21 protein-coding genes are annotated in these 25376 nt (G+C 70.7%); 17 read left to right on the forward strand and 4 right to left on the reverse strand.

What is annotated here, in order from left to right:
• Nucleotides 1-29 precede the first annotated feature (29 nt).
• Genes AB5T46_RS00225 through AB5T46_RS00235 form a run of 3 tightly spaced genes read left to right on the forward strand, consistent with a single transcriptional unit; the run spans nucleotide 30 to nucleotide 3760 of the window.
• Nucleotides 30-2060: a M1 family metallopeptidase gene (locus AB5T46_RS00225; protein ID WP_370561737.1), complete on the forward strand. Its 2031-nt coding sequence runs from the start codon at nucleotides 30-32 to the stop codon at nucleotides 2058-2060.
• Nucleotides 2061-2063: 3 nt separating this feature from the next.
• Complete coding sequence (locus AB5T46_RS00230) at nucleotides 2064-3035, forward strand: alpha/beta fold hydrolase (RefSeq protein WP_370561738.1); 972 nt, start codon at nucleotides 2064-2066, stop codon at nucleotides 3033-3035.
• Nucleotides 3032-3760 carry a hypothetical protein gene (locus AB5T46_RS00235; RefSeq protein WP_370561740.1) on the forward strand — a complete coding sequence of 243 codons (729 nt, stop codon included), beginning with the start codon at nucleotides 3032-3034 and terminating at the stop codon, nucleotides 3758-3760. Before AB5T46_RS00230 ends, AB5T46_RS00235 begins: the two co-directional genes overlap by 4 nt.
• Before the next feature lie 144 nt (nucleotides 3761-3904).
• Here the strand turns inward: AB5T46_RS00235 and AB5T46_RS00240 are convergent, their stop codons facing one another.
• A complete protein-coding gene (locus AB5T46_RS00240; RefSeq protein WP_370561741.1) occupies nucleotides 3905-4837 on the reverse strand; it encodes a carbohydrate kinase family protein in 933 nt (310 codons plus the stop codon).
• A gap of 359 nt (nucleotides 4838-5196) precedes the next feature.
• Here AB5T46_RS00240 and AB5T46_RS00245 point away from each other — a divergent pair, with 359 nt between their 5' ends.
• From AB5T46_RS00245 to rarD, 14 genes are all read left to right on the forward strand, one after another.
• Nucleotides 5197-6240, forward strand: a complete 1044-nt coding sequence (locus tag AB5T46_RS00245; protein ID WP_370561743.1) for a rod shape-determining protein — start codon at nucleotides 5197-5199, stop codon at nucleotides 6238-6240.
• A gap of 126 nt (nucleotides 6241-6366) precedes the next feature.
• The gene (mreC, locus tag AB5T46_RS00250) at nucleotides 6367-7320 is read left to right on the forward strand and encodes a rod shape-determining protein MreC (RefSeq protein ID WP_370561744.1); all 954 of its coding nucleotides are present in this window, start codon (nucleotides 6367-6369) and stop codon (nucleotides 7318-7320) included.
• Entirely contained in the window at nucleotides 7317-7799 is a 483-nt protein-coding gene (gene mreD, locus AB5T46_RS00255; RefSeq protein WP_370561746.1) for a rod shape-determining protein MreD, read from the forward strand. Before mreC ends, mreD begins: the two co-directional genes overlap by 4 nt.
• Nucleotide 7800: 1 nt before the next feature.
• The gene (gene mrdA / locus AB5T46_RS00260; RefSeq protein ID WP_370561749.1) at nucleotides 7801-9768 is read left to right on the forward strand and encodes a penicillin-binding protein 2; all 1968 of its coding nucleotides are present in this window, start codon (nucleotides 7801-7803) and stop codon (nucleotides 9766-9768) included.
• A complete protein-coding gene (gene rodA / locus AB5T46_RS00265) occupies nucleotides 9765-10874 on the forward strand; it encodes a rod shape-determining protein RodA (RefSeq protein WP_370561750.1) in 1110 nt (369 codons plus the stop codon). The genes mrdA and rodA overlap by 4 nt, the downstream gene beginning before the upstream one ends.
• A gap of 163 nt (nucleotides 10875-11037) precedes the next feature.
• A complete protein-coding gene (gene mltB / locus AB5T46_RS00270) occupies nucleotides 11038-12213 on the forward strand; it encodes a lytic murein transglycosylase B (RefSeq protein WP_370561751.1) in 1176 nt (391 codons plus the stop codon).
• Nucleotides 12210-13541: a septal ring lytic transglycosylase RlpA family protein gene (locus tag AB5T46_RS00275; RefSeq protein ID WP_370561752.1), complete on the forward strand. Its 1332-nt coding sequence runs from the start codon at nucleotides 12210-12212 to the stop codon at nucleotides 13539-13541. Before mltB ends, AB5T46_RS00275 begins: the two co-directional genes overlap by 4 nt.
• Before the next feature lie 83 nt (nucleotides 13542-13624).
• Entirely contained in the window at nucleotides 13625-14839 is a 1215-nt protein-coding gene (locus AB5T46_RS00280) for a D-alanyl-D-alanine carboxypeptidase family protein (protein ID WP_370561753.1), read from the forward strand.
• 50 nt (nucleotides 14840-14889) lie between these two features.
• On the forward strand, nucleotides 14890-15168 hold the full coding sequence (locus AB5T46_RS00285) for a DUF493 family protein (RefSeq protein WP_370561755.1): 279 nt from the start codon (nucleotides 14890-14892) through the stop codon (nucleotides 15166-15168).
• 98 nt (nucleotides 15169-15266) lie between these two features.
• Nucleotides 15267-15926, forward strand: coding sequence for a lipoyl(octanoyl) transferase LipB (lipB, locus tag AB5T46_RS00290; RefSeq protein WP_370561757.1), 660 nt, complete (start codon nucleotides 15267-15269; stop codon nucleotides 15924-15926).
• 290 nt (nucleotides 15927-16216) lie between these two features.
• Nucleotides 16217-17233, forward strand: coding sequence for a lipoyl synthase (lipA, locus tag AB5T46_RS00295; RefSeq protein WP_370561758.1), 1017 nt, complete (start codon nucleotides 16217-16219; stop codon nucleotides 17231-17233).
• Between the two features lie 207 nt (nucleotides 17234-17440).
• A complete protein-coding gene (locus AB5T46_RS00300; RefSeq protein ID WP_370561760.1) occupies nucleotides 17441-19630 on the forward strand; it encodes a carboxy terminal-processing peptidase in 2190 nt (729 codons plus the stop codon).
• 340 nt (nucleotides 19631-19970) lie between these two features.
• Nucleotides 19971-20906, forward strand: a complete 936-nt coding sequence (gene yedA / locus AB5T46_RS00305; RefSeq protein WP_370561761.1) for a drug/metabolite exporter YedA — start codon at nucleotides 19971-19973, stop codon at nucleotides 20904-20906.
• Nucleotides 20903-21814, forward strand: coding sequence for an EamA family transporter RarD (rarD, locus tag AB5T46_RS00310; RefSeq protein ID WP_370561762.1), 912 nt, complete (start codon nucleotides 20903-20905; stop codon nucleotides 21812-21814). The genes yedA and rarD overlap by 4 nt, the downstream gene beginning before the upstream one ends.
• Nucleotides 21815-21933: 119 nt before the next feature.
• On the opposite strand, the gene AB5T46_RS00315 is transcribed toward rarD, so the two are convergent.
• From AB5T46_RS00315 to AB5T46_RS00325, 3 genes are all read right to left on the reverse strand, one after another.
• Nucleotides 21934-22503 carry a hypothetical protein gene (locus tag AB5T46_RS00315; protein WP_370561763.1) on the reverse strand — a complete coding sequence of 190 codons (570 nt, stop codon included), beginning with the start codon at nucleotides 22501-22503 and terminating at the stop codon, nucleotides 21934-21936.
• A gap of 10 nt (nucleotides 22504-22513) precedes the next feature.
• Nucleotides 22514-24694 (reverse strand): xanthine dehydrogenase family protein molybdopterin-binding subunit, encoded by a 2181-nt coding sequence (locus tag AB5T46_RS00320; RefSeq protein WP_370561765.1) that lies wholly within the window; start codon nucleotides 24692-24694, stop codon nucleotides 22514-22516.
• 144 nt (nucleotides 24695-24838) lie between these two features.
• Nucleotides 24839-25294, reverse strand: coding sequence for a (2Fe-2S)-binding protein (locus tag AB5T46_RS00325; RefSeq protein WP_370561766.1), 456 nt, complete (start codon nucleotides 25292-25294; stop codon nucleotides 24839-24841).
• Between the last annotated feature and the right edge of the window lie 82 nt (nucleotides 25295-25376).

The following is a 25376-nucleotide window of genomic DNA, read 5'->3' on the forward strand; positions in this document are numbered from 1 at the left end:
AGGCCCGATCCGCCGAGGATTTGCCCTCCATGCGCTTTCCCCCGATCCGATCCGGCCGCCTGATCCCCCTCGTGGCGCTGTCGCTGCTCGCCCTGTTCGCCGCCGGCTGCCAGCGCGAAGCCACTCCCGAAACCGCGACTCCCACCGCCCGGCCGGAGACCGCCGTGTCCGCCGAAGACCGCGACGAACATTCCTATGCCGAGCCGGAGAAGGTCGTCATCGACGACCTGGCGCTCGACCTGGCGCTCGATTTCGACAGCAAGACGCTGGCCGGCACCGCCACCTACACGCTCGACTGGAAGGACGACGGCGCGACCCAGCTGGTGCTCGACACCCGCGACCTGGCCATCGAGCAGGTGGAAGGCCAGACCGACGGCGGCTGGCAGCCCCTGCAGTACACGCTCGACGCGCCCGACGAGCTGCTCGGCAGCCGGCTGGCGATCGAGACCCCGGAGCGCAACGCCCTGGTGCGCGTGACCTACCGCACCTCGCCCGAGGCCTCGGGCCTGCAGTGGCTGGAGCCGTCGATGACCGAGGGCGGCGAGCTGCCCTTCATGTTCAGCCAGTCGCAGGCGATCCACGCCCGCAGCTGGGTGCCGCTGCAGGACACGCCGTCGGTGCGCTACACCTACAGCGCGAAGATCGCCTCCCGTCCGGACGTGATGGTGCTGATGAGCGCCGACAACGATCCGGCCGCGGAACGCGACGGCGACTACGCCTTCGAGATGCCGCAGAAGATCCCGTCCTACCTGATGGCGATCGCCGCCGGCGACCTGGTGTTCCAGCCGATCTCGCAGCGCGCCGGCGTGTGGGCCGAGCCGGCCACCGTCGACGCCGCGGTGGCCGAGTTCGCCGACACCGAGGAGATGATCCGCACCACCGAGCAGCTGTACGGACCGTACCGCTGGGAGCGCTACGACCTGCTGATCCTGCCGCCGTCGTTCCCGTTCGGCGGCATGGAGAACCCGCGCCTGTCGTTCATCACCCCCACGGTGATCGTCGGTGACAAGTCGCTGGTGTCGCTGATCGCGCACGAGCTGGCGCACAGCTGGTCCGGCAACCTGGTCACCAACGCCAGCTGGAAGGACATGTGGCTCAACGAGGGCTTCACCTCGTACGTGGAGAACCGCATCGTCGAGGCACTGTACGGCAAGGAGATCGCCGACATGGAATTCGTGATCGCGCGCGAGGGCCTGCAGAAGGAGCTCGCCGACACGCGTTCCGAACTGCAGGTGCTCGCGGTGCGTCCGGGCGATGCGCGCGATCCCGACGACACCTTCGGCGCGGTCGCCTACGACAAGGGCGCCTGGTTCCTGCAGTTCCTGGAAGAGCGCTTCGGCCGCGAGACGCTCGATGCGTTCCTGCGCGGCTACTTCGACCATTTCGCCTTCCAGAGCATCTCCACCGCGACCTTCGTCGAGTACGCAAAGGCGGAGCTGCTGCCGAAGAAGCAGGACGCGGTGACCGAGGCCGAGCTGGAAGAGTGGCTGTACGAGCCCGGCATTCCCGCTTCGGCGCCGCAGGTGCTGTCGCCGCGGCTGGGGCTGGTGGATTCGGCGCGGCTGGCCTGGCTCGGCAGCGAACAGCTGCCGCCGCAGTCGATGACCGCGGAATGGACCACGCAGGAATGGATCCACTTCCTCGAGGGCATGCCGGAGACGCTGACCCTGGAGCAGATGTCGCAGCTCGACACGGCCTATGGGTTCTCGGACACCCCCAACGGCGAACTGGCGATGCGCTGGTATCCGCTGGCGGTGCGTAGCGGCTATGCGATCGCCTACGAGCCGATGAGCGCGTTCCTGCAGCGGATCGGCCGTCGCAAGCTGATCATCCCGGTGTACGAGGCGCTGGCGCAGAGCGAGGAGGGGCTGGCGTTCGCCAGGCGCGTGTTCGAGCGCGCGCGTCCCGGTTACCACCCGATCACCACCGCGTCGGTGCAGAAGACCCTCGACGAGGCGAAGCCGAAACCCGCTCCGGCGGTGACACCGCCGCCGGAGTCGGAGGTCGAAGGCGACACCGGTGCCGACGGCACGACCCCGCAGGCGCCGCCGGCCGGCTGAGCCGTGGACGCCGCGACGATCGCGCTGTCGCTGGCCGCCGTCGCGGTACTCGCCTGCGCGATCGCCCTGGCGTTCGCGCTGTGGCGGGATCCCTACCGGCTGGTGCGCGCCGAATACGCACGCCAGCGCCGCGCGCTCGGCCTGCGCCGGCACCGGCGCGGCATCGACGGCTGTGCCTGGACCTGGGTCGAGCGCGCGGCATCGCACGCGGACGCGCCGACCTTGGTGATGCTGCACGGCTACACCGGCAGCAAGGAGAACTGGTACCGCCTGGCGGCGCGGCTGCGCGACCGCTACCGGCTGGTCATTCCCGACCTCCCCGGCTGGGGTGACAGCCAGCGCAAGGACGGCGACGATTACGGCTATGCCGCCGAGGCCGCCCGCGTCGCCGCCTTCATCCGTGCCGTCGGCGGGTACCCGGTGGTGCTGCTCGGACACTCGATGGGCGGCGGCATCGCCGCGGTGGCGGCGGCGCGTTATCCGGAGCTGATCGAACGGGTCGCGCTGCTCAACGCCTCGGGCGTGGAGTTCGGCGAGAACCGCTTCGGACTCGAGGTGCTCGACGGCGGCAACCCGTTCGGCGTCAGCGACGCGGCCTCGCTCGAGCGGTACCTGTCGCTGCTGTTCCACGATCGCAGCGCGCGTCCGCCGATCCCGTGGCCGGCCGCGCACGCGCTCATCGCGCACCGCCGCCGCGAGGGCGCGTTCGAACAGTCGGTGCTGGACCGCATCGGCCGTGGCGAGGCGCGCTTCCTGCCCGGCGAGGCGGCGGCGGAAATTCGGCAGCCCGCCCTGCTGGTCTGGGGCGCGCAGGACCGGGTGATCGACCCCAGCGCGCTGGACCTGTTCGCGCAACGCATCCCGCATGCGCGCAAACTGCTGCTCGAGGGCAGCGGCCACATGACCCTGATGGAACGACCCGATGCCGTCGCCGCCGCGGTGACGGTCCTGATCGAGGAGGCGAGACCCGCATGAATCTTCGCAATTCCACCCTGGCACTGCTGCTGGCAGCCCTGGCGCTGCCGGGCTGCGGCGATCCCGAGGCCGAGGCGCAGGCGCGCGCCGAGGCGCAGGCCGCCGCCAACGAGCGCGCCGCCGGCGAGGCGGCCGCCGGCTTCGACGCCGCCGTCGCGGAGGAGAACTGGCCGCTGGCCAAGGCCCAGGCCGACGTGCTGCTGGCGCGTTTTCCCGACACCGAGGCCGCCGCGCGCGTGCGCGCGCAGTTCGACGAGGTGAAGGCGAAGGCCGACGCGCTGCGCGAGGACGCGCGCACCGCCGGCCTGTGGAGCTACAACGTGCAGGAAGTGAAAGGCGGGCAGCAGCGCTCGGCCGCGATCTATGCACGCGAGGACGTCGATACCGACGGCAGCGGCGCGAAACCGGTGCGGCTGATCTTCCGCGACCACCCGTCCTGGGGCCGCAGCAGCTACCTGGTGTTGCAGGCCGGCGATTTCGCCTGCGGCCGCGCGTGCCGGGTGCCGGTGGCCGTCGACGACGGCGAACCGCGGCGCATGGCCGCCAACCGCCCCGACACCGACGAGGCGATCGCCATGTTCATCGAGGACGAGGCCGCGCTGTGGCGCATGAGCGAGGGCGCGAAGACGCTGACGGTCGAGTTCCCGGTGAAGGCCGGCGGTACCCGCACCGCGGTGTTCGAGGTCGGCGGCCTGGACCGCTCGCGGATGCCGGGCTGGGATTGAGGCGCGCCAGGCAGCCCCATCGGTGGCGACCACGATGAACGCGCCGCCGCGCGTTGCGAAGGTAAACAACGGCAGAGAGCATCTATTGTTCGCCCGCGCGGTCGGGGCTGAAGCCCCTCCTACAAGAGCGGGAGCGGAGTAGCCCTACAGCGCGTAGCCGAACTGCTGGCGGAACTGTTCGGCGAACTCGGCGTAGTCGAAGCGCTGGTTCTGGGTGCCGGGATGCTCGACCTTGAGCGCGCCCATCAGGTTGGCGATGCGGCCGGTGGTCATCCAGTCGTAGCCGCCGGTGAGGCCGAAGATCAGCCCGGCGCGGAAGGCGTCGCCGCAGCCGGTGGGATCGGTGACGCGGCGCTCGTGCGCGGGCGGGATGTCGTAGACCTTGTCGCCGGCGCGGATGATCGCGCCCTTGGGGCCGCGCGTGGCGATGTAGGCCTTCACCTTGCCGGCGATCCGCTCCTCGCTCCAGCCGGTGCGCTCCTGCAGCAGGTTGGATTCGTAGTCGTTGACGGTGACGTAGTCGGCCTGCTCGATGAAGTTGCGCAGCTCGTCGCCGTTGAACAGCGGCATCGCCTGGCCCGGATCGAAGATGAAGGGAATGCCGCCCTCGAAGAACTCCTGCGCATTCTGCAGCATGCCCTCGCGCCCGTCGGGGCTGACGATGCCGAACTTCACGCCTTCCACCTGCTTCACGTGGTTCTCGTAGCTGCGCATCATCGCGCCGGGATGGAAGGCGGTGATCTGGTTGTTGTCGTGGTCGGTGGTGATGAAGGCCTGCGGGGTGAACAGCTCCTCGATCACCTTCACCTGGTCCAGGCGGATCTCCATCTCCTCGAACCATTCCCGGTACGGGCCGAAGTCCTGGCCGACGGTCGCCATCGGGATGGGTTCGCCGCCGAGCAGCTTGAGGTTGTAGGCGATGTTGCCGGCGCAGCCGCCGAACTCGCGGCGCATCCGCGGCACCAGGAACGACACGTTCAGGATGTGCACCTTGTCCGGAAGGATGTGGTTCTTGAACTGGTCGGGGAACACCATGATGGTGTCGTAGGCCAGGGAACCGCAGATCAGGACGGACATCGGCGCAGCACTCGATTTTCGAAGGCCGCTAGGGTAGCGGCCCGGGCGGGGGGAGGCCAGCCGGGCGCCGGACGGCAGATTGCCGCTGCCGATCGGATGCGGGAGCCAAGGTGTGGGAGCGACGGAAGTCGCGACTTCCGTCGCTCCCACATGGTCGCCCCTCCCCCGCACCGGAGCGGGCCGGTGCCCGGGCCCTCGCCGGCCGGCGGCCCCCGGAGCCGCCCCACTCACCCGCGCCCGTGCACCCGCATCCGCCCCACGCCCGAGCGCCTTTTTGCTAGGCTTGTCGGCTCCCGATCCCCTCCATCTTTCGATAGCGCCGGCCCCGCGCGCGGCGCCCTGACGGACCCTATTCCCCGATGTTCAAGAAGTTCCGCGGCCTGTTCTCCAACGACCTGTCCATCGACCTGGGCACGGCCAACACCCTCATCTTCGTCCGCGGCCAGGGCATCGTGCTCAACGAGCCTTCGGTGGTCGCGGTGCGCCAGGACCGTGCCGGCGGCCAGAAGGCGGTCGCCGCGGTCGGCAGCGAGGCCAAGCAGATGCTCGGCCGCACCCCCGGCAACATCACCACCCACCGGCCGATGAAGGACGGGGTGATCGCCGACTTCACCTATACCGAGGAGATGCTCAAGCATTTCATCCGCAAGGTGCACAAGTCGCGCTTCCTCCGCCCCAGCCCGCGGGTGCTGATCTGCGTGCCCTGCGGCTCGACCCAGGTGGAGAAGCGCGCGATCAAGGACTCGGCGATGGAGGCCGGCGCCCGCGACGTCTCCCTGATCGAGGAGCCGATGGCCGCGGCGATCGGCGCCGGCATGCCGGTCACCGAGGCGCGCGGCTCGATGGTGGTCGACATCGGCGGCGGCACCACCGAGGTCGCGGTGATCGCGCTCAACGGCATCGTCTACTCGCAGTCGGTGCGCATCGGCGGCGACCGCTTCGACGAGTCGATCATCAACTACGTGCGCCGCAACCACGGCATGCTGATCGGCGAGTCCACCGCCGAGCGGATCAAGCTCGAGATCGGCTGTGCCTATCCGCAGGAACGCAACGTCGAGATGGAGGTCTCGGGCCGGCACCTGGCCGAGGGCGTGCCGAAGATGATCAAGATCGGCTCCACGGAGGTGCTCGACGCCCTGCGCGAGCCGCTGGCGGGCATCGTCGAGGCGATCAAGCAGGCGCTGGAGCAGACCCCGCCGGAGCTGTGCGCCGACGTCGCCGAGCGCGGCATCGTGCTGACCGGCGGCGGCGCCCTGCTGCGCGACATGGACCGGTTGATCAGCGAGGAGACCGGGCTGCACGTGCAGGTCGCCGAGGACCCGCTGACCTGCGTGGCCCGTGGCGGCGGCCGCGCGCTGGAGCTGCTGGACATGCACGGCAACGAGTTCTTTGCCGCCGAATGAGGGGTGATTGGTGATTCGTGATTCGTGATTGGCAAAACCCTATGATGTTTCGCGCGGTCTTCAGGTAGCCCGCCTTTCGGTCGGCGGTGACCGCAACGAATCACGAATCACCAATCACGGCCCTAAATGTCTTCCTATGCCAGTCCCGCCGCACCCCGTTCCGGCGATGTCGCCGGCACCTTGCGGCTGCTGGCGTACCTGGCGATCTCGGTGGCGCTGATCGTCGCCGACCATCGCGGCGACTGGCTCGACCGCGTCCGCGCCCAGGCCTCGGTGGCGATGCAGCCGGTGTGGTGGCTGGCGGGCCTGCCGTCGCGGCTGGGCCGCAACGTGCGCGAGGACGCGGTCACCCGCTCGCTGCTGGCCGAGGACAACCGCCGCCTGCGCAACGAACTGCTGGTCGGCAATGCGCGGCTGGCGCGATTGCAGGCAGCGGCGGCGGAAAACGCGCGCCTGCGCGGCCTGCTCGGCGCCGCCGAGCGCGGCGGCCTGGACGTGCAGCTGGCGCCGATCCTCGATGTCGACCTCGATCCGACCCGGCAGCGGCTGATGCTCAGCGCAGGCAGCCGCGACGGCGTGCGCAACGGCCAGTGCGTGATCGATGCCGGCGGCCTGGTCGGGCAGATCATCGAAACCACCCCGACCACCGCGACCGTGCTGCTGCTCACCGACCCCGACCACGCGGTACCGGTGGTGGTGGCACGCACCGGGGTCCGCCTGATCGCCTATGGGCAGGGGCGCAGCGACCGGCTGCGGCTGCCGAACGTGCCGCTGTCGAGCGACGTGGAAGTCGGCGACGAACTGGTCACCTCGGGCCTCGGCGGACGCTTCCCGGCCGGTTTCCCGGTCGGCAGCATCGCCGCGCTGGCGCCCGACGACAGCCGCGCGTTCCTGGTCGGCGACGTGGCGCCGGCGGCGCGGCTCGACCGCGGCCGCGACGTGCTGCTGCTGCAGGACCTGGCGCAGCCGCCGGAGCCGGCCGCCGCAGGAAGCGATGCGGACCGCGGCGACGTGCCGGTCCTGCCGTCCGGCGATGCCTTGCCGGCGCCGCCGGCCGCCGGAAGCGGGGAAGCGCGATGAGGCGCACCCGCAGCCACTGGCTGCTGCCGCTGAGCGTGCTGGTGGCGCTGCTGCTCGGCCTGCTGCCGCTGCCGGCGGGCCTGCAGCCGTTGCGGCCGTACTGGCTGGCGCTGGTCGTCGCCTACTGGGTCATCGAGGACAGCGGCAACGCCGGCCTCGGCTTCGCCTTCCTGGCGGGCCTGCTCGGCGACCTGGCCTTCGGCGGCCTGCTCGGCGAACAGGCGCTGCGGCTGACGATCATGGCCTTCATCCTGCAGCGCTTCCGCAACCAGCTGCGGTTCTTCCCGATGGCGCAGCAGGCGCTGGCGATCGGCGGGCTGCTGCTCAACGACCGCGTGGTCACGGCCGCGATCCACGTCGCCCTGGGCGCGCCGCAGCTGCCGTGGATGTTCTGGCTGGCGCCGGTGCTGGGCATGCTGCTGTGGGCGCCGCTGTTCGTGCTGCTGGATGCGCTCCGACTGGTACGCCGGGTGCGCTGAGATGATGGTGCGCCAGCAGCGCAGGCTGCGTAATCCACAGGTCGAGGCGGCGCGGTTCCGCGCGCGCGCGCTGCTCGGGTTCGTCGTGGTGGTGCTGGCGTTCGGCGGGCTCGCGGCCTGGTACTTCCGCCTGCAGGTGCTCGAACACAGCGACTACGCGCGCCGGTCGGAGGCCAACCGCATCAAGCTGCGGCCGGTGGTGCCGGGGCGGGGGCTGATCTACGACCGCCAGGGCCGCATCCTCGCCGACAACGTGCCGGCCTACCGGCTCGAGGTGACGCCCGAGGACGCCGGCGACACCGATGCGCTGCTCGAGGGGTTGTCGACGATCTTCGCGCTCGCGCCCGAGGACATCGCCGGCTTCCGCGAGGAGCGCCGGAGCAACCGCGGCTTCCGCCCGATCACCCTGAAGCTGCGCGTCGAGGAGCACGAAGCGGCGCGCTTCGCGGTCGACCGCTGGCGCTTTCCGGGCGTCGAGATCGTGCCCTACCTCAACCGCCGCTATCCGTACGGGCAGCTGTTCGCGCACGTGATCGGCTATGTCGGCCGCACCGACGGGAACGACATCGAGCGCTACGGCCGCGACCACGTGCTGTTCCCGCACACCGGGCGCACCGGGATCGAGCGTTCCTACGAGGACCAGCTGCGCGGCAGCATCGGCTACGAACAGGTCGAGACCAACGTCGAGGGGCGGGCGCTGGCCACCGTCGGCCGGCAGCCGGCGACCGCCGGCACCGACCTGCGCCTGAGCATCGACCTCAAGCTGCAGCAGGCGATGGTGCGCGCATTCGGCGCGCTGCACGGCTCGGCGGTGGCGGTGGACCCGGCCAGCGGCGAGGTACTGGGCATGGTCAGCCTGCCGAGCTTCGACCCCAACCTGTTCGTCAACGGCATCTCGCACGCCGACTACCGCCGGCTGATGGACGATCCGGCCAAGCCGCTGTTCAACCGCAACGTGCTCGGCGGCGGGCCGCCGGGTTCGACGATCAAGCCGTTCGTGGCGCTGGCCGGGGTCGACAGCGGCATGCGCACGCCGGAGGACAAGGTGTTCTCGACCGGCGAGTTCTTCATCCCCGGGCAGAGTCGCGGCTATCGCGATGCCGGCAGTTCGGGCGGCTGGGTGGACCTGCGCGACTCGATCTCGCGCTCGATCAACTATTACTACTACAAGCTCGCCTACGAGATGGGGATCGCGCGCTTCGCCGAGTACATGACGCGCTACGGTTTCGGGCAGCCGACCGGGATCGACCTGGTGGGCGAGAACCCCGGCGTGGTGCCGTCGCCGCAGTGGAAGGCCGGGCACAGCCCCGAGCCCTGGTACCCCGGCGAGACGGTAATCGCCGGCATCGGGCAGGGCTACTGGATCGCCACCGCGCTGCAGCTGGCGCGCGGCACCGCGGCGATCGCCAACGGCGGCGAGCTGCATCCGCTGCGGCTGGTCGCGAGCCGGCGCGAGGGCTACGACCAGCCGTGGCAGGCGCCGGCCGCGTCCGGCTCCGGGTCCGGGCGCATCACCGACGACGCCGGTCACCTGCGCGCGGTGCAGGAGGGCATGATCGCCACCATCCACGGGCGCGGCACCGCCACGGCGCTGGCGCGCGACGCCGAATACACGATGGCCGGCAAGACCGGCACCGCGCAGCGGGTGGGTCGGCGCGGCAATGCCCGTGTGGATCCGCGCTCGCTGCCGTATCACCTGCGCCACCAGGCGCTGTTCGTCGGCTACGCGCCGGCCGACGATCCGACCATCGCGCTGGCGGTGACGGTCGAGCACGGCGGCTACGGTGGCGTCACCGCGGCGCCGATCGCGCGCAAGATCTTCGATGCCTGGCTGCTGGGCAAGATGCCGGAACTCGAGGAAGGCGAGGACGCCGTCGTCGCCGGGCAGCCGGAGGGCACGGCCTCGAACGGCGGCTCGCGGATCGCGACCGCGACGGTGGCGGCATCGGTCGCGGGGGAGGGCCGATGAACGTCATCCTGCGTTGGCTGCTGGACCTGTTCGCGCGCTTCGTCCGCACGCTGGACTGGCCGTTGTGCGCGGCTCTGGTGATGCTGATGGGCATCGGCCTGGCGGTGCTGTACAGCGCCGGCGGCCAGAGCAGCCAGATGGTGCTCGCGCAGGCGGCGCGCTACGGCATCGGCCTGGGCGCGATGTGGCTGCTCTCACGGGTCACGCCGCTGCGCCTGCGCAGCATCACGCCGGCGGTCTACGGGCTGTCGTTGCTGCCGCTGCTGCTGGTGCTGTTCATCGGCACCGGCCGCCACGGCAGCCACTGGATCGACCTGGGCGTGTTCTATTTCCAGCCGGCGGAACTGATGAAGCTGAGCCTGCCGATGATGGCGGCCTGGTACCTCAACCAGGCCGGCACGCCGCCGCGCTTCGGCCATGTCCTGGTCTGCGTGCTGGTGATCGCGGTACCGACCGGGCTGATCATGCTGCAGCCCGATCTGGGCACCGCGATGCTCGTCGCGACCAGCGGCGCCTTCGCGCTGTACCTGGCGGGACTGTCGTGGTGGTGGTTCGCGGCGGCGGGCGGCGCGGTCGCCGCGGCCGCGCCGGCGGCGTGGTTCTGGTTGCTGATGCCCTACCAGAAGGACCGGCTGCTGACCTTCCTCGATCCCGAGAACGATCCGCTCGGCGCCGGCTGGAACATCATCCAGTCGAAGATCGCCATCGGCGCCGGCGGGTTCGCCGGGCAGGGCTGGGGGCAGGGCACGCAGTCGCATCTCAACTACGTGCCCGAGCACACCACCGACTTCATCTTCGCCGTGCTCAGCGAGGAGTTCGGCTGGCTGGGAGTGGTGGTCACGCTGGCGCTGTACCTGTTCGTCATCGGCCGCTGTCTGTGGATCGCCAGCGAGGCACGCGACGGCTATGCGCGGCTGCTGGCCGGCAGCCTGGGGCTGGCGATGTTCGTCTACGTGATCGTCAACGGCGGCATGATCTCCGGCCTGCTGCCGGTGGTCGGCGTGCCGATGCCGCTGCTCAGCTACGGCGGCACCGCCGCGGTCTCGCTGCTGGCCGGCATGGGCGTCGTGATGTCGGTGCATGCGCACAGGCCGGTGCGTGGGTGAGGGCCCAAGAGCGAGGAGTGAGAAACGAGGAGTGAGAAACGAGTGAAAGGCGATCGCTCTTACTCGTTTCTCACTCCTCGTTTCTCGTTTCTCGTCTTCAAGCCTGAATGCAGTCGCGCCTGCCGCGATCCACGCCGATTTCACCATGCTAACCTCGCGGCCGATGAACCGACCTTCCGCTTTGCCGCTGGCCTCGTGCCTGCTGTCGTTCGCCCTCGTCGCCTGCGCGACCCGGGCCAATCCCCCGTCCCTCGAAGCCGCCGCGCCGGTGCCCGCCCCGGCACCCGCCGATGCGCCGGCGCCGCCCGCCACGCCCGCGAGCGGGCCCGTCTCCGCGACCGGCCAGGCACTGCTGGCGCCGGTGCCGCAGCCGCCGGAACGTCCGGTGGCGCCGGAGCCGGTGACCGACCCGGCGATTCCGCGCCAGCAGCGCATCGACAACTTCGTCGACTACACGGTGCGGACCTATGGCGTGGACGCCGCCGGGGTGCGTTCGGTGCTGTCGCAGGCGGAAAAGAGGCAAAGCATCCTCGATGCGATGTCGCGGCCGGCGGAGAAGACGCGCACCTGGGCCGAGTACCGCCCGATCTTCGTCAACGATGCCAGGATCAGCGGCGGCCGCAGCTTCTATGCCCAGCACCGCGCCGCACTGGACCGGGTCTCCGCCGAGACCGGGGTGCCGGCCGAGTACATCGTCGCCATCATCGGTGTGGAGACCAGCTACGGGAAGATCACCGGCAACTACCGCGTGGTCGACGCGTTGTACACGCTGGCGTTCGACTTTCCCAAGCGCGCGCCGTTCTTCGCCGGCGAGCTGGCGCAGCTGTTCGCGTTGGCGCAGGAGGAACCGCAGCTCGATGTCGCCGCGCTGAAGGGCAGCTACGCCGGCGCGATGGGCATGGGGCAGTTCATGCCTTCCAGCTACCGGCTGTGGGCCAAGGACGGCGACGGCGACGGCCGCCGCGACCTGCTGACCCACCTGCCGGACGTGTTCGCCTCGATCGCCAACTACTTCGTGATCCACGGCTGGGAGCGCGGCGGCCCGGTGGTGGCACACGCCGATCGCGACACGGCCGCGGCCGACTTCGCCCCCGAATCGCTGGATCCGGTGTACCCGCTGGCCGATCTGGCCGGCCGCGGCTACCGCCCGCGGGCCGGGGAGCCGGTCGCCGAAGGCGCCACCCTGCTGTCGCTGGACGGCGATGCCGGTCCGGAATACTGGCTCGGTTACCGCAATTTCTACGTCATCACCCGCTACAACCGTTCGCCGATGTACGCATTGTCGGTACACCAGCTGGCACAGGCGATCCGCGCCGGCAGCGGCGGCGCCGGGCCATGAGCCACGGCGGGCTCCGCATCGGCCGGCAGGCGTTGGCGCCGCTCGCTGCCGCGCTCCTGCTCGCAGCCTGCAGCGGTGCTCCCAAGAAGTCCTCGCCCCCCGCCGAGACGGCGCACGAGCCCGGCGGGCGGGCGGCCTCGCCCCGGCGCGGATCGCGGCGGTCGCCGTATCCGCCGGCGCAGGAGGACCCGAGCAAGCGTGGCGACTACACCGCCGGCGGCCTGTACGCGCCGCATATCCGCGACAGCGCACCGGACGACATCCCGGATGTCGACGCGATCCCGGAGCCGGAGGTGGTCGACGAGCCGCGTTCGCCCTACGGCAACCGTTCGCCGTACAAGGTGCTCGGCAAGACCTACCAGGTGCTCGAGCGCACCGACGATTTCGTCGAGCGCGGACGCGCGTCCTACTACGGCAACAAGTTCCACGGCCGCCGCACCTCCAACCTGGAGGTGTACGACATGTACGCGTTCACCGCGGCGCACAAATCGCTGCCGCTGCCGAGTTTCGCGCGCGTCACCAATCTCGACAACGGCCGCTCGGTAGTGGTGCGGGTCAACGACCGCGGGCCGTTCCACGAGGGCCGCGTGGTCGATCTGAGCTGGGCCGCCGCGGTCAAGCTGGACATGCACCGCGCCGGCACCGCGCAGGTCGAGGTGCGTGCGCTGAGCCCGGGCGAGAACGCGCGCCGCGACCACGAGGCCGTGGCCGCGCCGGCGCCGGCGCCGGCGGAAGCGCCCGTAGTACCGCCTGCGGCCGCGAGCGCCATCGACCAGCTGGTCGAGGCATTGCCGCTCGCCGCCGCCAGTGCCGGTACACGCCCCGCCACGGCGCCGGCCGGTGCGCAACCGGCCAACGTGCAACCGGCCGCTGCGGAAGACTGGCGCTTCGACATGATGCGCGACGGCCGCGTCATGACCGCGGACGAATTCGACGCGTGGATGGCCTCGCGCCGCATCCGCGTGGCCACCGGCAAGCCGGGCGTGCCCGACCCGGTGCCGGCCGCGATCGAGCCGCCGATCCCGGTGGTCAGCCCCGCGCAGGCCGCCGCCGAGGTCGAGGCCGAGGTCGAGGAGGTCTCGTCGTCAGCCGCGAGTGCCGGTGTGACCCTGCAGGTCGCGGCCTTCGGCGCAAAGGCCAATGCCGAACGCGCGCTGTCGATGCTGCGCGGCGCCGGAATCGACGGCGCCCGCTTGATCGACGGGAATTCCGGCGGCAAACCGGTGTGGCGCGTGCGCGTCGGACCGGTGGATGCCGCCGCCGTCGCGGAACTGAGCGCCCGCTTCGCCGGTCTCGGTTTCGGGCAGCCGCACGTCGTTCGCGAGTAGACTGCCGACCATCCGTTGCCATATCCAATGTCCGCATCCATGCCGTGGCCGTGAACGGCCGCGCCACCGGAGTTCCGCTGTCGATGAAATTTGCCGCCATCCGCCCCACCCTCGTTGCCGTCCTCGCCCTGTCCGTGTCCGTGCTCGAAATGGCGCTCGCCCAGGAGGCGCCGGCGCCGGACGCGCCCGCCGCGCTCAGCGACGCCGTGCCGACACCGCCGCCGCCGCCGGTCGTCGGCAATGCCTGGCTGCTGATGGACTACGAGACCGGGCAGGTTCTGGCCGGCGAGAACGTGGACGAGCGGGTCGAGCCGGCCAGCATCACCAAGGTGATGACCAGCTACGTGATCGCCGCGGAAATGGCCGCCGGCAAGGTCGGGCCGGACGACCAGGTGATGCTGAGCGAGAACGCCTGGCGCACCGGCGGCGCCATGACCGACGGCAGCTACAGCGGTTTCGAGGTCAATCAGACCGCCCCGCTGCTGGACATGGAAAAGGGCATGGCGGTGCAGTCGGGCAACGACGCCGCGATCGCGCTGGCCGAGCACGTGGCCGGCAGCGAGGAATCCTTCGCCGCGCTGATGAACGCCTACGCGGACCGCATCGGGTTGAAGAACAGCCATTTCGTCAACGCGCACGGGCTGTCGGCCGAGAACCACTACTCGACCGCGCGCGACCTGGCGCTGCTGGGGCGGGCGATGATCCGCGACTATCCCGAGCAGTACGCGCACAACAAGGTCAAGCAGTTCACCGTCGGTCCGATCACCCAGCGCAACCGCAACCTGCTGCTGTGGCGCGACGACAGCGTCGACGGCATCAAGACCGGCCACCACTCCAAGGCCGGATACTGCCTGTTGTCCTCGGCCAAGCGCGGCGACCAGCGCCTGATCGCGGTGGTGATGGGCTCCACCGGCGAGGCGCAGCGCGCCACCGATTCGCTGGCGCTGCTGAACTGGGGCTTCCGCTTCTTCGAAACGCACAAGCTGTACGACGCAGGGCAGGCCATCTCCACCCAGAAGATATGGAAGGGCAAGGCCAACGAGCTGCGCATGGGCCTGGCCGAGCCGCTGCTGATCAGCATGCCGCGCGGCAAGTACGACCAGCTCGAGCCGACCATGGACGTGCCGAAGACCCTGGTCGCGCCGGTGGAGCGGGGCCAGGCGATCGGAACCGTGCGCGTCACCCTCGATGGCGAGGTGGTCGCCGAGCGCCCGCTGGTGGCGCTGGACGCGGTGGAGCAGGCCGGATTCTTCAAGCGCCTGTGGCACGAGTTCCTGATGTGGTGGAACTCGGACTGAGAGCGCCAGCCGGACTTGGGAACGGCCGCGGGCGCGCCCATAATCGGGCGATGGAGATCAAGTCCGACAATCCCGAGCACGGTTTCCAGTTTCCCGGCGAGTTCGAGATCACCGCCATGGGCCCGGCCGGCGCCGGGCTGGAGACCGAGATCCCGGACCTGCTGACCGCGGCCGGCATCACCGTGCTGCACGAGACCGTCACCACCCGCGAATCCAGCGGCGGCCGGTTCGTGTCGGTGCGGCTCAGTTTCCGTGCCGGCTCGCGCGAGGAGTACGAGACCGCGCATGCCGCCCTGCGCGAGCACCCGGAAGTGAGGTGGACGCTGTGAACGCGCGCGGTGCCCCGGGGCCGCGTGCACGTGGCGCGGGGCGGCGTCGCGGCGGCGAATCCCCTGCGCTCCCGTCGGGCAGGGGAGCGGGCTAGCGCATGCATCCCACCATGATCGTGCGCGACCTCGGTCGCCAGCCGTACATCCCGGTATGGCGCGCCATGCAGCATTTCACCGATGCGCGCGCGGCCGACACTGCCGACGAACTGTGGCTGGTCGAGCACGACCCGGTGTTCACCCTCGGCCAGGCCGGCAGGCCCGAGCACGTGCTACTGCCCGGCGACATCCCGGTGCTGCACGTCGACCGCGGCGGCCAGGTCACCTATCACGGACCGGGACAGATCGTGGCCTATCCGCTGCTCGACCTGCGGCGGCTGAAGATCGGGGTGCGCGAGTACATCGACCGCATCGAGCAGGCGGTCATCGACACCCTGGAGGAATGGAACATCGTGGCCGGGCGGCGCGATGGCGCGCCCGGCGTGTACGTGGCCGGGGCCAAGGTCGCCGCGCTCGGTATCCGCGTGCGCCGCGGCTGCACGTTCCACGGGCTCGCGTTCAATATCGCGATGGACCTGGAGCCGTTCCGGCGCATCAACCCCTGCGGCTACCAGGGACTGCAGGTGACCTCGGTGGCGGATCTGGGCGGCCCCTCCGGCCCGGGGCCGGTCAAGCCGGTGCTGCTGCAACGGCTGGCGCGGCAGTTCGGGCTGGACCTGCAGGCCGCGTCCGACCTGCCGGACCTCTCCGCCGCCGCCTGACGGCCGACCTGCCGCCTCGCCGCCTGGTCCCGGTGGCTTTTCTGTAGAGCGGAGCTTGCTCCGCTTACCCAGGCTCCGGAGCCCGCTCCTGTAGAGCCGAGCTTGCTCGGCTGCGTGGGCTCCGGAGCCGGGAGCAGCGGAGCAAGCTCCGCTCTACGGGGAGTGTTGCGGCGGCACGGGCGCGCGATCCGCCTGCGGATCGCTCCATCCCGCCGGGCGCGGCCGCCGTCGGCAAGACAGCGCCGGCGCCCGACCCTACAATGGCATCTCATCCGGGATAGCAAACGGCCATGACGTCTTCCGCCGACCGATCCATCCCGCTGCAGGTGGTGCAGCCGGCCGCCGCGCCCGCGCAGACCGCCCTGCAGCCCGGCGCCCGCCAGGTCGCCGGCGACAAGATCGCGCGCTCGCCGGTACAGTTCGCCGACGCGCCGGTGCTGCGCAAGCCGTCGTGGATCCGGGTACGCATCCCCAGCAACGGCGCGGTCGCCGCACTGAAGGCGAAGCTGCGCGAGAACCGGCTGGTCACGGTGTGCGAGGAGGCCAGCTGCCCGAACATCCACGAATGCTTCGGCCATGGCACCGCCACGTTCATGATCCTCGGCGAGGTCTGCACCCGCCGCTGCAGCTTCTGCGACGTCGCCCACGGCCGGCCCAAGCCGCCGGATTCGTCGGAGCCGCTGAGCCTGGCGACCACCGTCGCCGACATGGGCCTGAAGTACGTGGTGGTCACCAGCGTCGACCGCGACGACCTGCGCGACGGCGGCGCCCGGCATTTCGTCGACTGCATCGCCGCGATCCGCGACAAGGCGCCGGGCACCCGGATCGAGATCCTGACGCCGGACTTTCGCGGCAAGGGCCGCATGGACCGGGCGCTGGAGATCCTGGCGGGCAACCCGCCGGACGTGTTCAACCACAACGTCGAGACCGTGCCGGAGCTGTACCGCAACGTGCGCCCCGGCGCCGACTACCAGTGGTCGCTGACCCTGCTGCAGAAATTCAAGGCCCGGCACCCGCGGTTGCCGACCAAGTCCGGGATCATGCTCGGTCTCGGCGAGACCCTGGAACAGGTGCAGGGGACCCTGCGTGACCTGCGCGCGCACGATGTCGACATGATCACCATCGGCCAGTACCTGCAGCCCAGCGCCCACCATCATCCGGTGCTGCGCTACTGGACGCCGGAGGAATTCAAGGCGCTGGAGGTGTTCGGGCTCGAACTCGGCTTCAGCCACGTCGCCTCGGGGCCACTGGTGCGCTCGTCCTACCACGCCGACCGCCAGGCGATGGAGGCCGGCGTCGCCGCCTGACGGCGCCGGGACGGCCAATCCCGCCCCATGGCCGTCCCGCACATGTACCGTTCACACCGGGACGGCGGCGGCCGGGTAGAGTGGAATTCGCGTCGTCGTGCGCCGCTGATGCAACTTTCGGCACCGTGGCGCCGTCCATGACTGTCCACACATTGTCTGCCGGACCCGCCGGACCCGCCGGACCGGCCATCGAAGGTTGAATCGCGCATGAAAGCCTCCCGCCTGATCTCCACCGCCGTGATCGCGCTGGCCCTGTCGGTGCCGCTGGCGCTGATGGCGCGCGCCGACGGCGACTCGATCCCGACCTCGCCGAACACCGACCAGGTGCGGACCTCGAAGCTGGTCCACGGCCTGCTTTCGGACAGCCGCTACGCCTACCGGCCGCGGCAGCTGGATCCGACGATGTCGACCGACATCTTCGAGCGCTATCTCGAGTCCCTCGACCCGACCAAGATGTTCCTGGCCGCCGCCGACGTCGCCGGATTCGAGGCCTACGAGCCGCGGATCGGCGAGGCCATCCGCGACGGCGACGTGGAGCCGGCCTATGCGATCTTCATGCTGTACAAGGAGCGCGTGGGCGAGCGCGTGGCCCATGCGCGCGCGCTGCTCAAGCAGGACATCTTCGACTTCGACGGCGAGGATCGCTGGGTCTACGACCGCGAGGAAGCCCCCTGGGCGGCCGACCAGGCCGAGCTCGACACGCTGTGGCGGCAACAGGTGCGCAACGACTGGCTGCGCCTGAAGCTGGCCGGGCGCGAGCCGGCGGAGATCCGCAAGACCCTCGACCGGCGCTACGTCAACCTGGGCAACAACGTCGCCCAGCTCGACGGCGAGGATGCGTTCCAGACCTTCGTCAACGCCTACACCGCCGCGATCGATCCGCATACCGACTACTTCAACCCGCGCAGCACCGCGCTGTTCAACCAGAGCATGTCGCTGTCGCTGGAGGGGATCGGCGCGCAGCTGCAGAAGCAGGACGACGTGGTGGTGATCCGCGAGCTCATCGCCGGCGGCCCGGCCGCGATCAGCGGCAAGTTCAAGCCCGGCGACCGCATCGTCGGCGTCGGCCAGGGCAAGGACGGCCCGATCGAGGACGTGGTCGGCTGGCGCATCGACGACGTGGTCGAGAAGATCAAGGGACCGAAGGGCACCCAGGTGCAGCTCGACGTGGTGCCGGGCTCGGCCAACCTCGACAGCGAACCGGTGCGCATCGTGCTGACCCGCGCGCGCGTGCGCCTCGAGGAACAGGCGGCCAAGTCCAAGATCCTGACCCTGCCGGGCGTCGGCGAGGACGGCGCCGATCGGCGTATCGGCGTGATCGAGCTGCCGGCGTTCTACCAGGACTTCCAGGGCCGGCGCAACCGCGACGGCGACTACGCCTCGGCCACTCGCGACGTGGCACGGATCCTCGGTGAGTTCGGAGAGGAAGACGTCGACGGCGTGGTGCTGGACCTGCGCAACAACGGCGGCGGCTCGCTCAACGAAGCGGTGGAGCTGACCGGCCTGTTCATCGACACCGGCCCGGTGGTGCAGGTGCGCGAATCCGGCGGCCGCGTCAGCGTCGAGGGCGACCGTGCCTCGGGCGTCGCCTGGGACGGGCCGCTGGCGGTGCTGATCAACCGCGGCTCGGCGTCGGCCTCGGAGATCGTCGCCGGCGCGATCCAGGACTACGGCCGCGGCCTGGTGATCGGCGAGACCACCTTCGGCAAGGGCACGGTGCAGAACCTGGTCGACCTGGACCGCTGGCCGGGCAGCGAGGAGAAGCGTTTCGGCTCGGTCAAGCTGACCGTGGCGCAGTTCTTCCTGCCCGGCGGCAGCAGCACCCAGAACCGCGGCGTGGTGCCGGACATCCGCTTCCCGGTGACGGTCGACGCCGGCGAGTTCGGCGAGAGCACCTACGACAACGCGCTGCCGTGGACCCGCATCGCCTCGGTCCCGCACACCCGCTACGGCGACTTCAAGCCGCTGCTGCCGCAGCTCGACGTGCTGCACGAGAGCCGGATCGCCGAGGATCCGGAATTCCAGTGGTGGGTGGAGGACGTCGAGCAGTTCCGCGCCGAGCGCGCGAAGAAGTACGTCTCGCTCAACGAGGCCGAGCGCCGCGCCGAGCGCGAGCGCGAGGACACCAAGCGTCGCGAGCGCCAGGAGCAGCGTCGTGCGCTGGGCCTGCCGCTGGACCCGCTGGCCGAGGACGGCAGCGATGACGGCCTGCAGGCCAACGAACGCGACATCGCCCTGGACACGGCCCGCGAGAAGGCGGCCGAGGAGCGCCCGGATCCGCTGCTGCAGGAGTCGGCGGCGATCCTGGCCGACGCCATGCGCCTGCTGGACAGCAACCAGCAGTTGTCCGCACAGGTATTGCCGGAATCCACCCAGCCCGGCAGCTGGGCGAAGTAGGGGTACCGCGCGCACGGCCCACACCGGGCCGTGCCGCCTCCCGCCTGCTTTACGTAGGAGCGCGCCATGCGCGCGATGCCGCGGGCGCCTGGCCGCTCGTGGAGTCCGGTCACGGGTGTGCTTGCCGACTCATGATCGCGCCGATCGTCGGATGCTGCCGGCATGACCGGCATCGCGCGCATGGCGCGCTCCTACGGATATGGGCGGCCGACCGGCACCGCCACCGGCATGCAGCGTTGCGGCGCAATCGTCGAAGACCGGCGTAAGATTGCGTGGCGCGTACCGTATCCGCGCGGTACCGGCTGTCCCCCACTCCCACTCCCCGTCTGGACGCTTTTCCATGAGTGCCGTGTCGTCGCTCGTGCCACGCCCTGCCACGGTGCTTTCCGTGGCGGTGGCCCTCGCCTTGGTCTATGTGATCTGGGGCTCGACCTATCTCGGCATCCGCTTCGCCCTGGAGGGCGGCTATCCGCCGTTGCTGATGGCGGGCATGCGCTTCGTCGTCGCCGGCGCACTGATGTATGCGGTGCTGCGATTGCGCGGCACGCCGGTGCCGACCCGCGCACAGTGGCGCAACTGCACCGTCATGGGCGTGCTGCTGCTGGGCGGCGGCAACGGCCTGGTGTGCATCGCCGAGCAGTCGGTGTCCTCGGGGCTGGCGGCGATCGCGGTGGCGTCGGCGCCGCTGTGGATCGGCCTGTTCGCCACCCTGCGCGGACAACGCTCCGGCGCGCTCGAATGGACCGGCCTGGCGATCGGCTTCGTCGGCGTGCTGTGGCTCAACGCCGGCAGTTCGCTGACGGCGACCCCGCAGGGCCTGGTCGCGCTGCTGATCGCGCCGATCGCCTGGGCGTTCGGTTCCGTCTGGAGCCGCGGCCGCGACCTGCCGTCGCCGTTCATGACCGCGGCGGCGCAGATGCTGTGCGGCGGCGCGGTCATGCTGCTGACCGGAGGCTTGCTGGGCGAGCGCTTCGCCGGCCTGCCGACCCTGCACGGCACGCTGTCGGTGGTCTACCTGATCGGCTTCGGTTCGATCGTCGGCTTCACCGCCTATGTCTGGCTGCTGCATCACGTGCGGCCGACGCTGGCCGGCAGCTATGCCTACGTCAATCCGGTGATCGCGGTGGTGCTCGGCGCCTGGCTCGCCGCCGAGCGCTTCAGCGTGGACGATCTCGGTGCGATGGCGGTGATCCTGTGCGGCGTGGTGGCGATCACGCTGGCGCGCACGCGCGCGCCGAAACCGGCACCGGCGCCGGAAGCGGACGTCGGCACGTGAGCGATGGCTCGCGCGAACTGCGCGCCGGGCTGTGGACCGCGGCCGGCGCGTTCGTGCTGTGGGGACTGACGCCGCTGTACTGGCACCTGCTCAAGGCGGTGCCGTCGCTGCAGATCGTCGCGCACCGGATCGTCTGGAGCACGCTGCTGGTGGTCGCCTGGCTGGCATGGAAGCGCGGACGCGGCTGGTTGCGGGCGACGCTGATGCAGCCGCGGCTGGCCTGGATGCTGGCGCTCAGCGCGCTGCTGATCGGTTGCAACTGGGCGCTGTACGTCTGGGCGGTGAACGCCGGCCACGTGATCGAGACCAGCCTCGGCTACTTCATCAATCCGCTGCTCAACGTGGTGATCGGCGTGCTGTTCCTGCGCGAGCGGCTGTCCGCGCCGCAGTGGGTGTCGGTGGCCATGGCCGCTGCCGGGGTGCTGTGGCTGACGTTCCATTACGGCAGCTTTCCCTGGATCGCGCTGGGGTTGGCGCTGTCGTTCGCGCTGTACGGGCTGGTGCGCAAGCTGGCGGCGGTGGAGTCGATCCCCGGGCTCGGCGTGGAAAGCCTGTACCTGTTGCTGCCCGGCCTGGCGCTGCTGCTGTGGGGCGAGACCCACGGGCAGGGCGGCTTCTTCGACGGCTGGGGCGCGACGCTGGTGGCGCTGCTGGTGGTCGGCGGCGCGCTGACCGCGCTGCCGCTGATCGGCTTCGCCTATGCGGTGCGACGGGTGCCGCTGTCGGTGGTCGGGGTGATGCAGTACATCGCGCCGACGCTGCAGTTCCTGCTCGGCGTGTTCTTCTTCCAGGAGGCGTTCGACCGCGATCGCGCGATCGGCTTCGCCTTCATCTGGGTGGCGCTGGCGGTGTTCGCGATCGACGGCTGGCTGCGCTCGCGCCGGCGCGCGGTGGCGCCGGTCGCCTGATCCCGCGACGCCCGTCGCCTGTAGAGCCGAGCTTGCTCGGCTGCTCCTGTCTCCGGAGCCAAGAGCAGCGGAGCAAGCTCCGCTCTACATGTTGTCGTGGCGGCATGCCTCGACAGTCGTCAGCTCGCCGGGCACGGGCCGCCGGCGTCGGCCCAGGTGGTGAACGCGGCTACGAACTCGGCGTGCGGCACCGGCACCGGCGTGCGTTCGCCGCCCGGCTCCCAGCCCCACAGCACCAGCGCGTCCTCGGCGACGTGCTCGAGCATGGCGTCGAGGTCGCGGTCGCCGTTGCGGCTGCGGTCCTTGAGCAACGCGCACAACTCGGCGGGCGAGGCGCCGATCCAGACCATCTTCTGCTCCGGCGGCGGCAGCTGCCAGTGCGGTGCGCCGGGTGGGGCGTGCGGCCCGTAGCTGTCCGGCGCGTTGACCTCGCCATGGCAGGTGGCGCAGGGAAGGCCGGGCGCGCCCTTGCCCTCCGGGCCGCGCACCACCTGCATCGCGTGCGGAGTCTGGCTGTCGAACTGCAGCGGCTGGTCGCCGGGGATGTGGCAGTTGCTGCAGCGCGGGTGCTGGAACACCTGCTCGACGGTGGCGAAGGCCTCGACCGCGGCAGCTTCCTGTTCGGGGCTCACGCGCGGAGCGCAGGCGGCGAGCGCCAGCACGGCCAGGCAATGGATCAGGATGCGCATCGTGGTGTCCTCAGGTCCGCGGTGCGGAGGTATCGGCGGCGGCGGGCCGCAGCGGCAGGTCGCGCAGGCGCTGGCCGGTGAGCGCGAACACCGCGTTGGCCACGGCCGGCGCGATCGGCGGCGTGCCGGGTTCGCCGGCGCCGCCCATCTTCCCGGTGCTGGGCACGATGTGGACCTCGATCTTCGGCATCTCGTGCATGCGCAGTACCCGGTAGTCGTGGTAGTTGGATTCCTGCACCCGGCCCTCGCGCAGGGTCAGGGTGCCGTACAGCGCCGCGCCCAGTCCGAAGACGATGCCCGACTCCATCTGTGCGCGGACGCCTTCCGGATTGACCGCCACGCCGCAGTCGATGGCGCAGACCACCCGGTGCACGCGGATGCGGCCGTCTTCCATCGAGACCTCGGCCACCTGCGCCACGTAGCTGCCGAACGACTCGTGCACGGCCACGCCGCGGGCGCGGCCCTCGGGCAACGCGCCCGTCCAACCGGCATGCTCGACCGCGAGGTCGAGCGCCGCCAGGTGGCGCGGGTGGTCCTTCAGCAGGTCGCGCCGGTAATCGACCGGATCCCGGCCGGCGGCGTGCGCCAGTTCGTCGACCAGGCTCTCCATGGCGAAGCCGGTGTGGGTGTGGCCGACCGAGCGCCACCACAGCACCGGCACCGGATTGGTCGGCGAGTGCAGGTCGACGCGATGGTCGGGCACGTCGCGCAGGTAGGGCGAGTCGGATGCGCCTTCGACCGAGGCGTTGTCGATGCCGTTCTCGATCATCGCCGCGAACGGCGTTCCGCCGAGGATCGACTGGCCGACGATCGTGTGCCGCCAGGCCATCGGCCGCCCGGCCGCGTCCAGCCCGACCCGTGCCCGGTGCAGGAAGGCCGGCCGGTAGTAGCCGCCGTGCATGTCGTCCTCGCGCGTCCATACCGTCTTGACCGGTCGTCCCGTCGCCTTGGCCACGTGCAGCGCCTCGCGCACGAAGTCGCAGGTCGGCGTGGCGCGACGACCGAAGGCGCCGCCGAGGAAGGTGGTGTGGATGCGGATCCGCTCCGGGCCGAGCCCGGTGACCTCCTGCGCGACCTGCATGTCCAGGGTCTGGAACTGGGTGCCGGTCCAGACCTCGCAGAGATCGGCATCGAGGCGCACCGTGCAGTTGAGCGGCTCCATCGCGGCGTGCGCGAGATAGGGCACGGTGTACTCGGCCTCGACGACCCGTGCGGCGGATTCCAGTGCCGCGGCGGCGTTGCCGGCGCTGGCCGCGACCGCGCCTTCGGTCTCCGCCAGCCGGCGGTAGTCGTCGAGCAGCGCGTCGCTGTCGACGGCGGCGCCGTCGCCGGGCTCCCATTGCAGGCGCAGGGCATCGCGGCCGCGCTTGGCGGCCCAGAAGTGATCGGCGACCACGGCCACGCCGCTCGGCACCTGCACCACGTCGCGCACGCCGGCGACCGCGCGCGCATCGCTGTCGTCGAACGATGCCAGCCGGGCGCCGAAGACCGGCGCACGCGCGACCGCCGCGGTCAGCAGGCCCTCGAACCGCACGTCGATGCCGAAGATCGCGCGGCCGGTGATCTTCTCGGGCGTGTCCAGGCGCCGGGTCGGCCGGCCGATGCGGGTCCACTGCTTCGGATCCTTGAGCGGTACCGACGCCGGGGCCGGCAGTTCGGCCGCCGCCGCCGCGACCTCGCCGTAGCGCAGGCGGCGATCGCCGGCGATCAGCTCGCCGTTCTCGGCGCGCACGCGCTCGGCCGGCACGCCGAACCGCTGCGCCGCGGCCTGCACCAGCAGCGCGCGCGCCAGCGCGCCGGCCTGGCGGTAGCGGTCGAACTCCGACCAGGTGCTGGTCGAGCCGCCGGTCATCTGGATGCCCATCGCCGTGTGCGCATAGGCCGGTGCGGCCGGCGCGTGCTCCACCCGGATCGTCGACCAGTCGGCATCGAGTTCCTCGGCGATCAGCAGCGGCAGGGTGGTCCACACGCCCTGGCCCATTTCCGAATGCGCCAGCAGCACGGTGATGCGGTCGTCGCTGCCGATGCGCAGGAATGCGTTCGGCGCAAACGTCGCGACGCCAGCGACGGCTTCCTGCGCCATCGCCAGCCGCCTGGCGCCGGGCAGGGCGATGGCGACCACCAGGCCGCCGCCGAGCACGGCGCCGGTCTTGAGGAATCTGCGGCGGGAAGCATCGGTTGCGGTGTTCACGGCAGGTCTCCGGGTAACGTCGGGAGGTGAAGAAAAAGGCATCGTCCGCAACCGGTGTCACGTAAAGCCGAGCTTGCTCGGCTGGGTAGGCTCCGGAGCCGGGAGCAGCGGAGCAAGCTCCGCTCTACGCTTCCGCCGGTCGAATCAGCCCTTGCTCAATTCCGCTGCGCGGTGCACCGCGGCACGGATGCGCTGGTAGGTCCCGCAGCGGCACAGGTTGCCGGACAGCGCCTGGTCGATGTCGCCGTCGCTCGGGCTGGGCACCGTGACCAGCAATGCGGCCGCGGACATGATCTGCCCGGACTGGCAGTAGCCGCACTGCACCACGTCGATTTCCGCCCATGCCTGCTGCACGGGATGGCTGCCGTCCTCCGACAGGCCCTCGATGGTGGTGATGCGCTTGCCCGCCACCGCCGCCACCGGCGTGACACAGGCGCGCAGCGGTGCGCCGTCGACGTGCACGGTGCAGGCGCCGCATTGGGCGATGCCGCAGCCGTACTTGGTGCCGGTCAGGCCCATCAGGTCGCGCAGGACCCAGAGCAGGGGCATGTCGGCGGGCGCGTCGATCTCGCGTTCGGAACCGTTGACGTGGAGTTGCATGTGTCTCCCCTGGCGGCGGCTGGGATGTTCAGGCACGTTACCCCTGCCGGCGGTCGTTTGCATCGCGTCCGCTTGCATGATC

This window comes from Luteimonas salinilitoris (assembly GCF_041300785.1).
GTDB lineage: Bacteria > Pseudomonadota > Gammaproteobacteria > Xanthomonadales > Xanthomonadaceae > Luteimonas > Luteimonas salinilitoris.

What these genes read in the sequence shown, in the direction of transcription:
- AB5T46_RS00225 (WP_370561737.1), top strand. Translation starts at nt 30, where the DNA reads ATGCGCTTTCCCCCGATCCGATCCGGCCGCCTGATCCCCCTCGTGGCG.
- AB5T46_RS00235 (WP_370561740.1), top strand. Translation starts at nt 3,032, where the DNA reads ATGAATCTTCGCAATTCCACCCTGGCACTGCTGCTGGCAGCCCTGGCG.
- AB5T46_RS00240 (WP_370561741.1), bottom strand. Translation starts at nt 4,837, where the DNA reads ATGTCCGTCCTGATCTGCGGTTCCCTGGCCTACGACACCATCATGGTG.
- AB5T46_RS00245 (WP_370561743.1), top strand. Translation starts at nt 5,197, where the DNA reads ATGTTCAAGAAGTTCCGCGGCCTGTTCTCCAACGACCTGTCCATCGAC.
- mreC (WP_370561744.1), top strand. Translation starts at nt 6,367, where the DNA reads ATGTCTTCCTATGCCAGTCCCGCCGCACCCCGTTCCGGCGATGTCGCC.
- mreD (WP_370561746.1), top strand. Translation starts at nt 7,317, where the DNA reads ATGAGGCGCACCCGCAGCCACTGGCTGCTGCCGCTGAGCGTGCTGGTG.
- mrdA (WP_370561749.1), top strand. Translation starts at nt 7,801, where the DNA reads ATGATGGTGCGCCAGCAGCGCAGGCTGCGTAATCCACAGGTCGAGGCG.
- rodA (WP_370561750.1), top strand. Translation starts at nt 9,765, where the DNA reads ATGAACGTCATCCTGCGTTGGCTGCTGGACCTGTTCGCGCGCTTCGTC.
- mltB (WP_370561751.1), top strand. Translation starts at nt 11,038, where the DNA reads ATGAACCGACCTTCCGCTTTGCCGCTGGCCTCGTGCCTGCTGTCGTTC.
- AB5T46_RS00275 (WP_370561752.1), top strand. Translation starts at nt 12,210, where the DNA reads ATGAGCCACGGCGGGCTCCGCATCGGCCGGCAGGCGTTGGCGCCGCTC.
- AB5T46_RS00280 (WP_370561753.1), top strand. Translation starts at nt 13,625, where the DNA reads ATGAAATTTGCCGCCATCCGCCCCACCCTCGTTGCCGTCCTCGCCCTG.
- AB5T46_RS00285 (WP_370561755.1), top strand. Translation starts at nt 14,890, where the DNA reads ATGGAGATCAAGTCCGACAATCCCGAGCACGGTTTCCAGTTTCCCGGC.
- lipB (WP_370561757.1), top strand. Translation starts at nt 15,267, where the DNA reads ATGCATCCCACCATGATCGTGCGCGACCTCGGTCGCCAGCCGTACATC.
- lipA (WP_370561758.1), top strand. Translation starts at nt 16,217, where the DNA reads ATGACGTCTTCCGCCGACCGATCCATCCCGCTGCAGGTGGTGCAGCCG.
- AB5T46_RS00300 (WP_370561760.1), top strand. Translation starts at nt 17,441, where the DNA reads ATGAAAGCCTCCCGCCTGATCTCCACCGCCGTGATCGCGCTGGCCCTG.
- yedA (WP_370561761.1), top strand. Translation starts at nt 19,971, where the DNA reads ATGAGTGCCGTGTCGTCGCTCGTGCCACGCCCTGCCACGGTGCTTTCC.
- AB5T46_RS00315 (WP_370561763.1), bottom strand. Translation starts at nt 22,503, where the DNA reads ATGCGCATCCTGATCCATTGCCTGGCCGTGCTGGCGCTCGCCGCCTGC.
- AB5T46_RS00325 (WP_370561766.1), bottom strand. Translation starts at nt 25,294, where the DNA reads ATGCAACTCCACGTCAACGGTTCCGAACGCGAGATCGACGCGCCCGCC.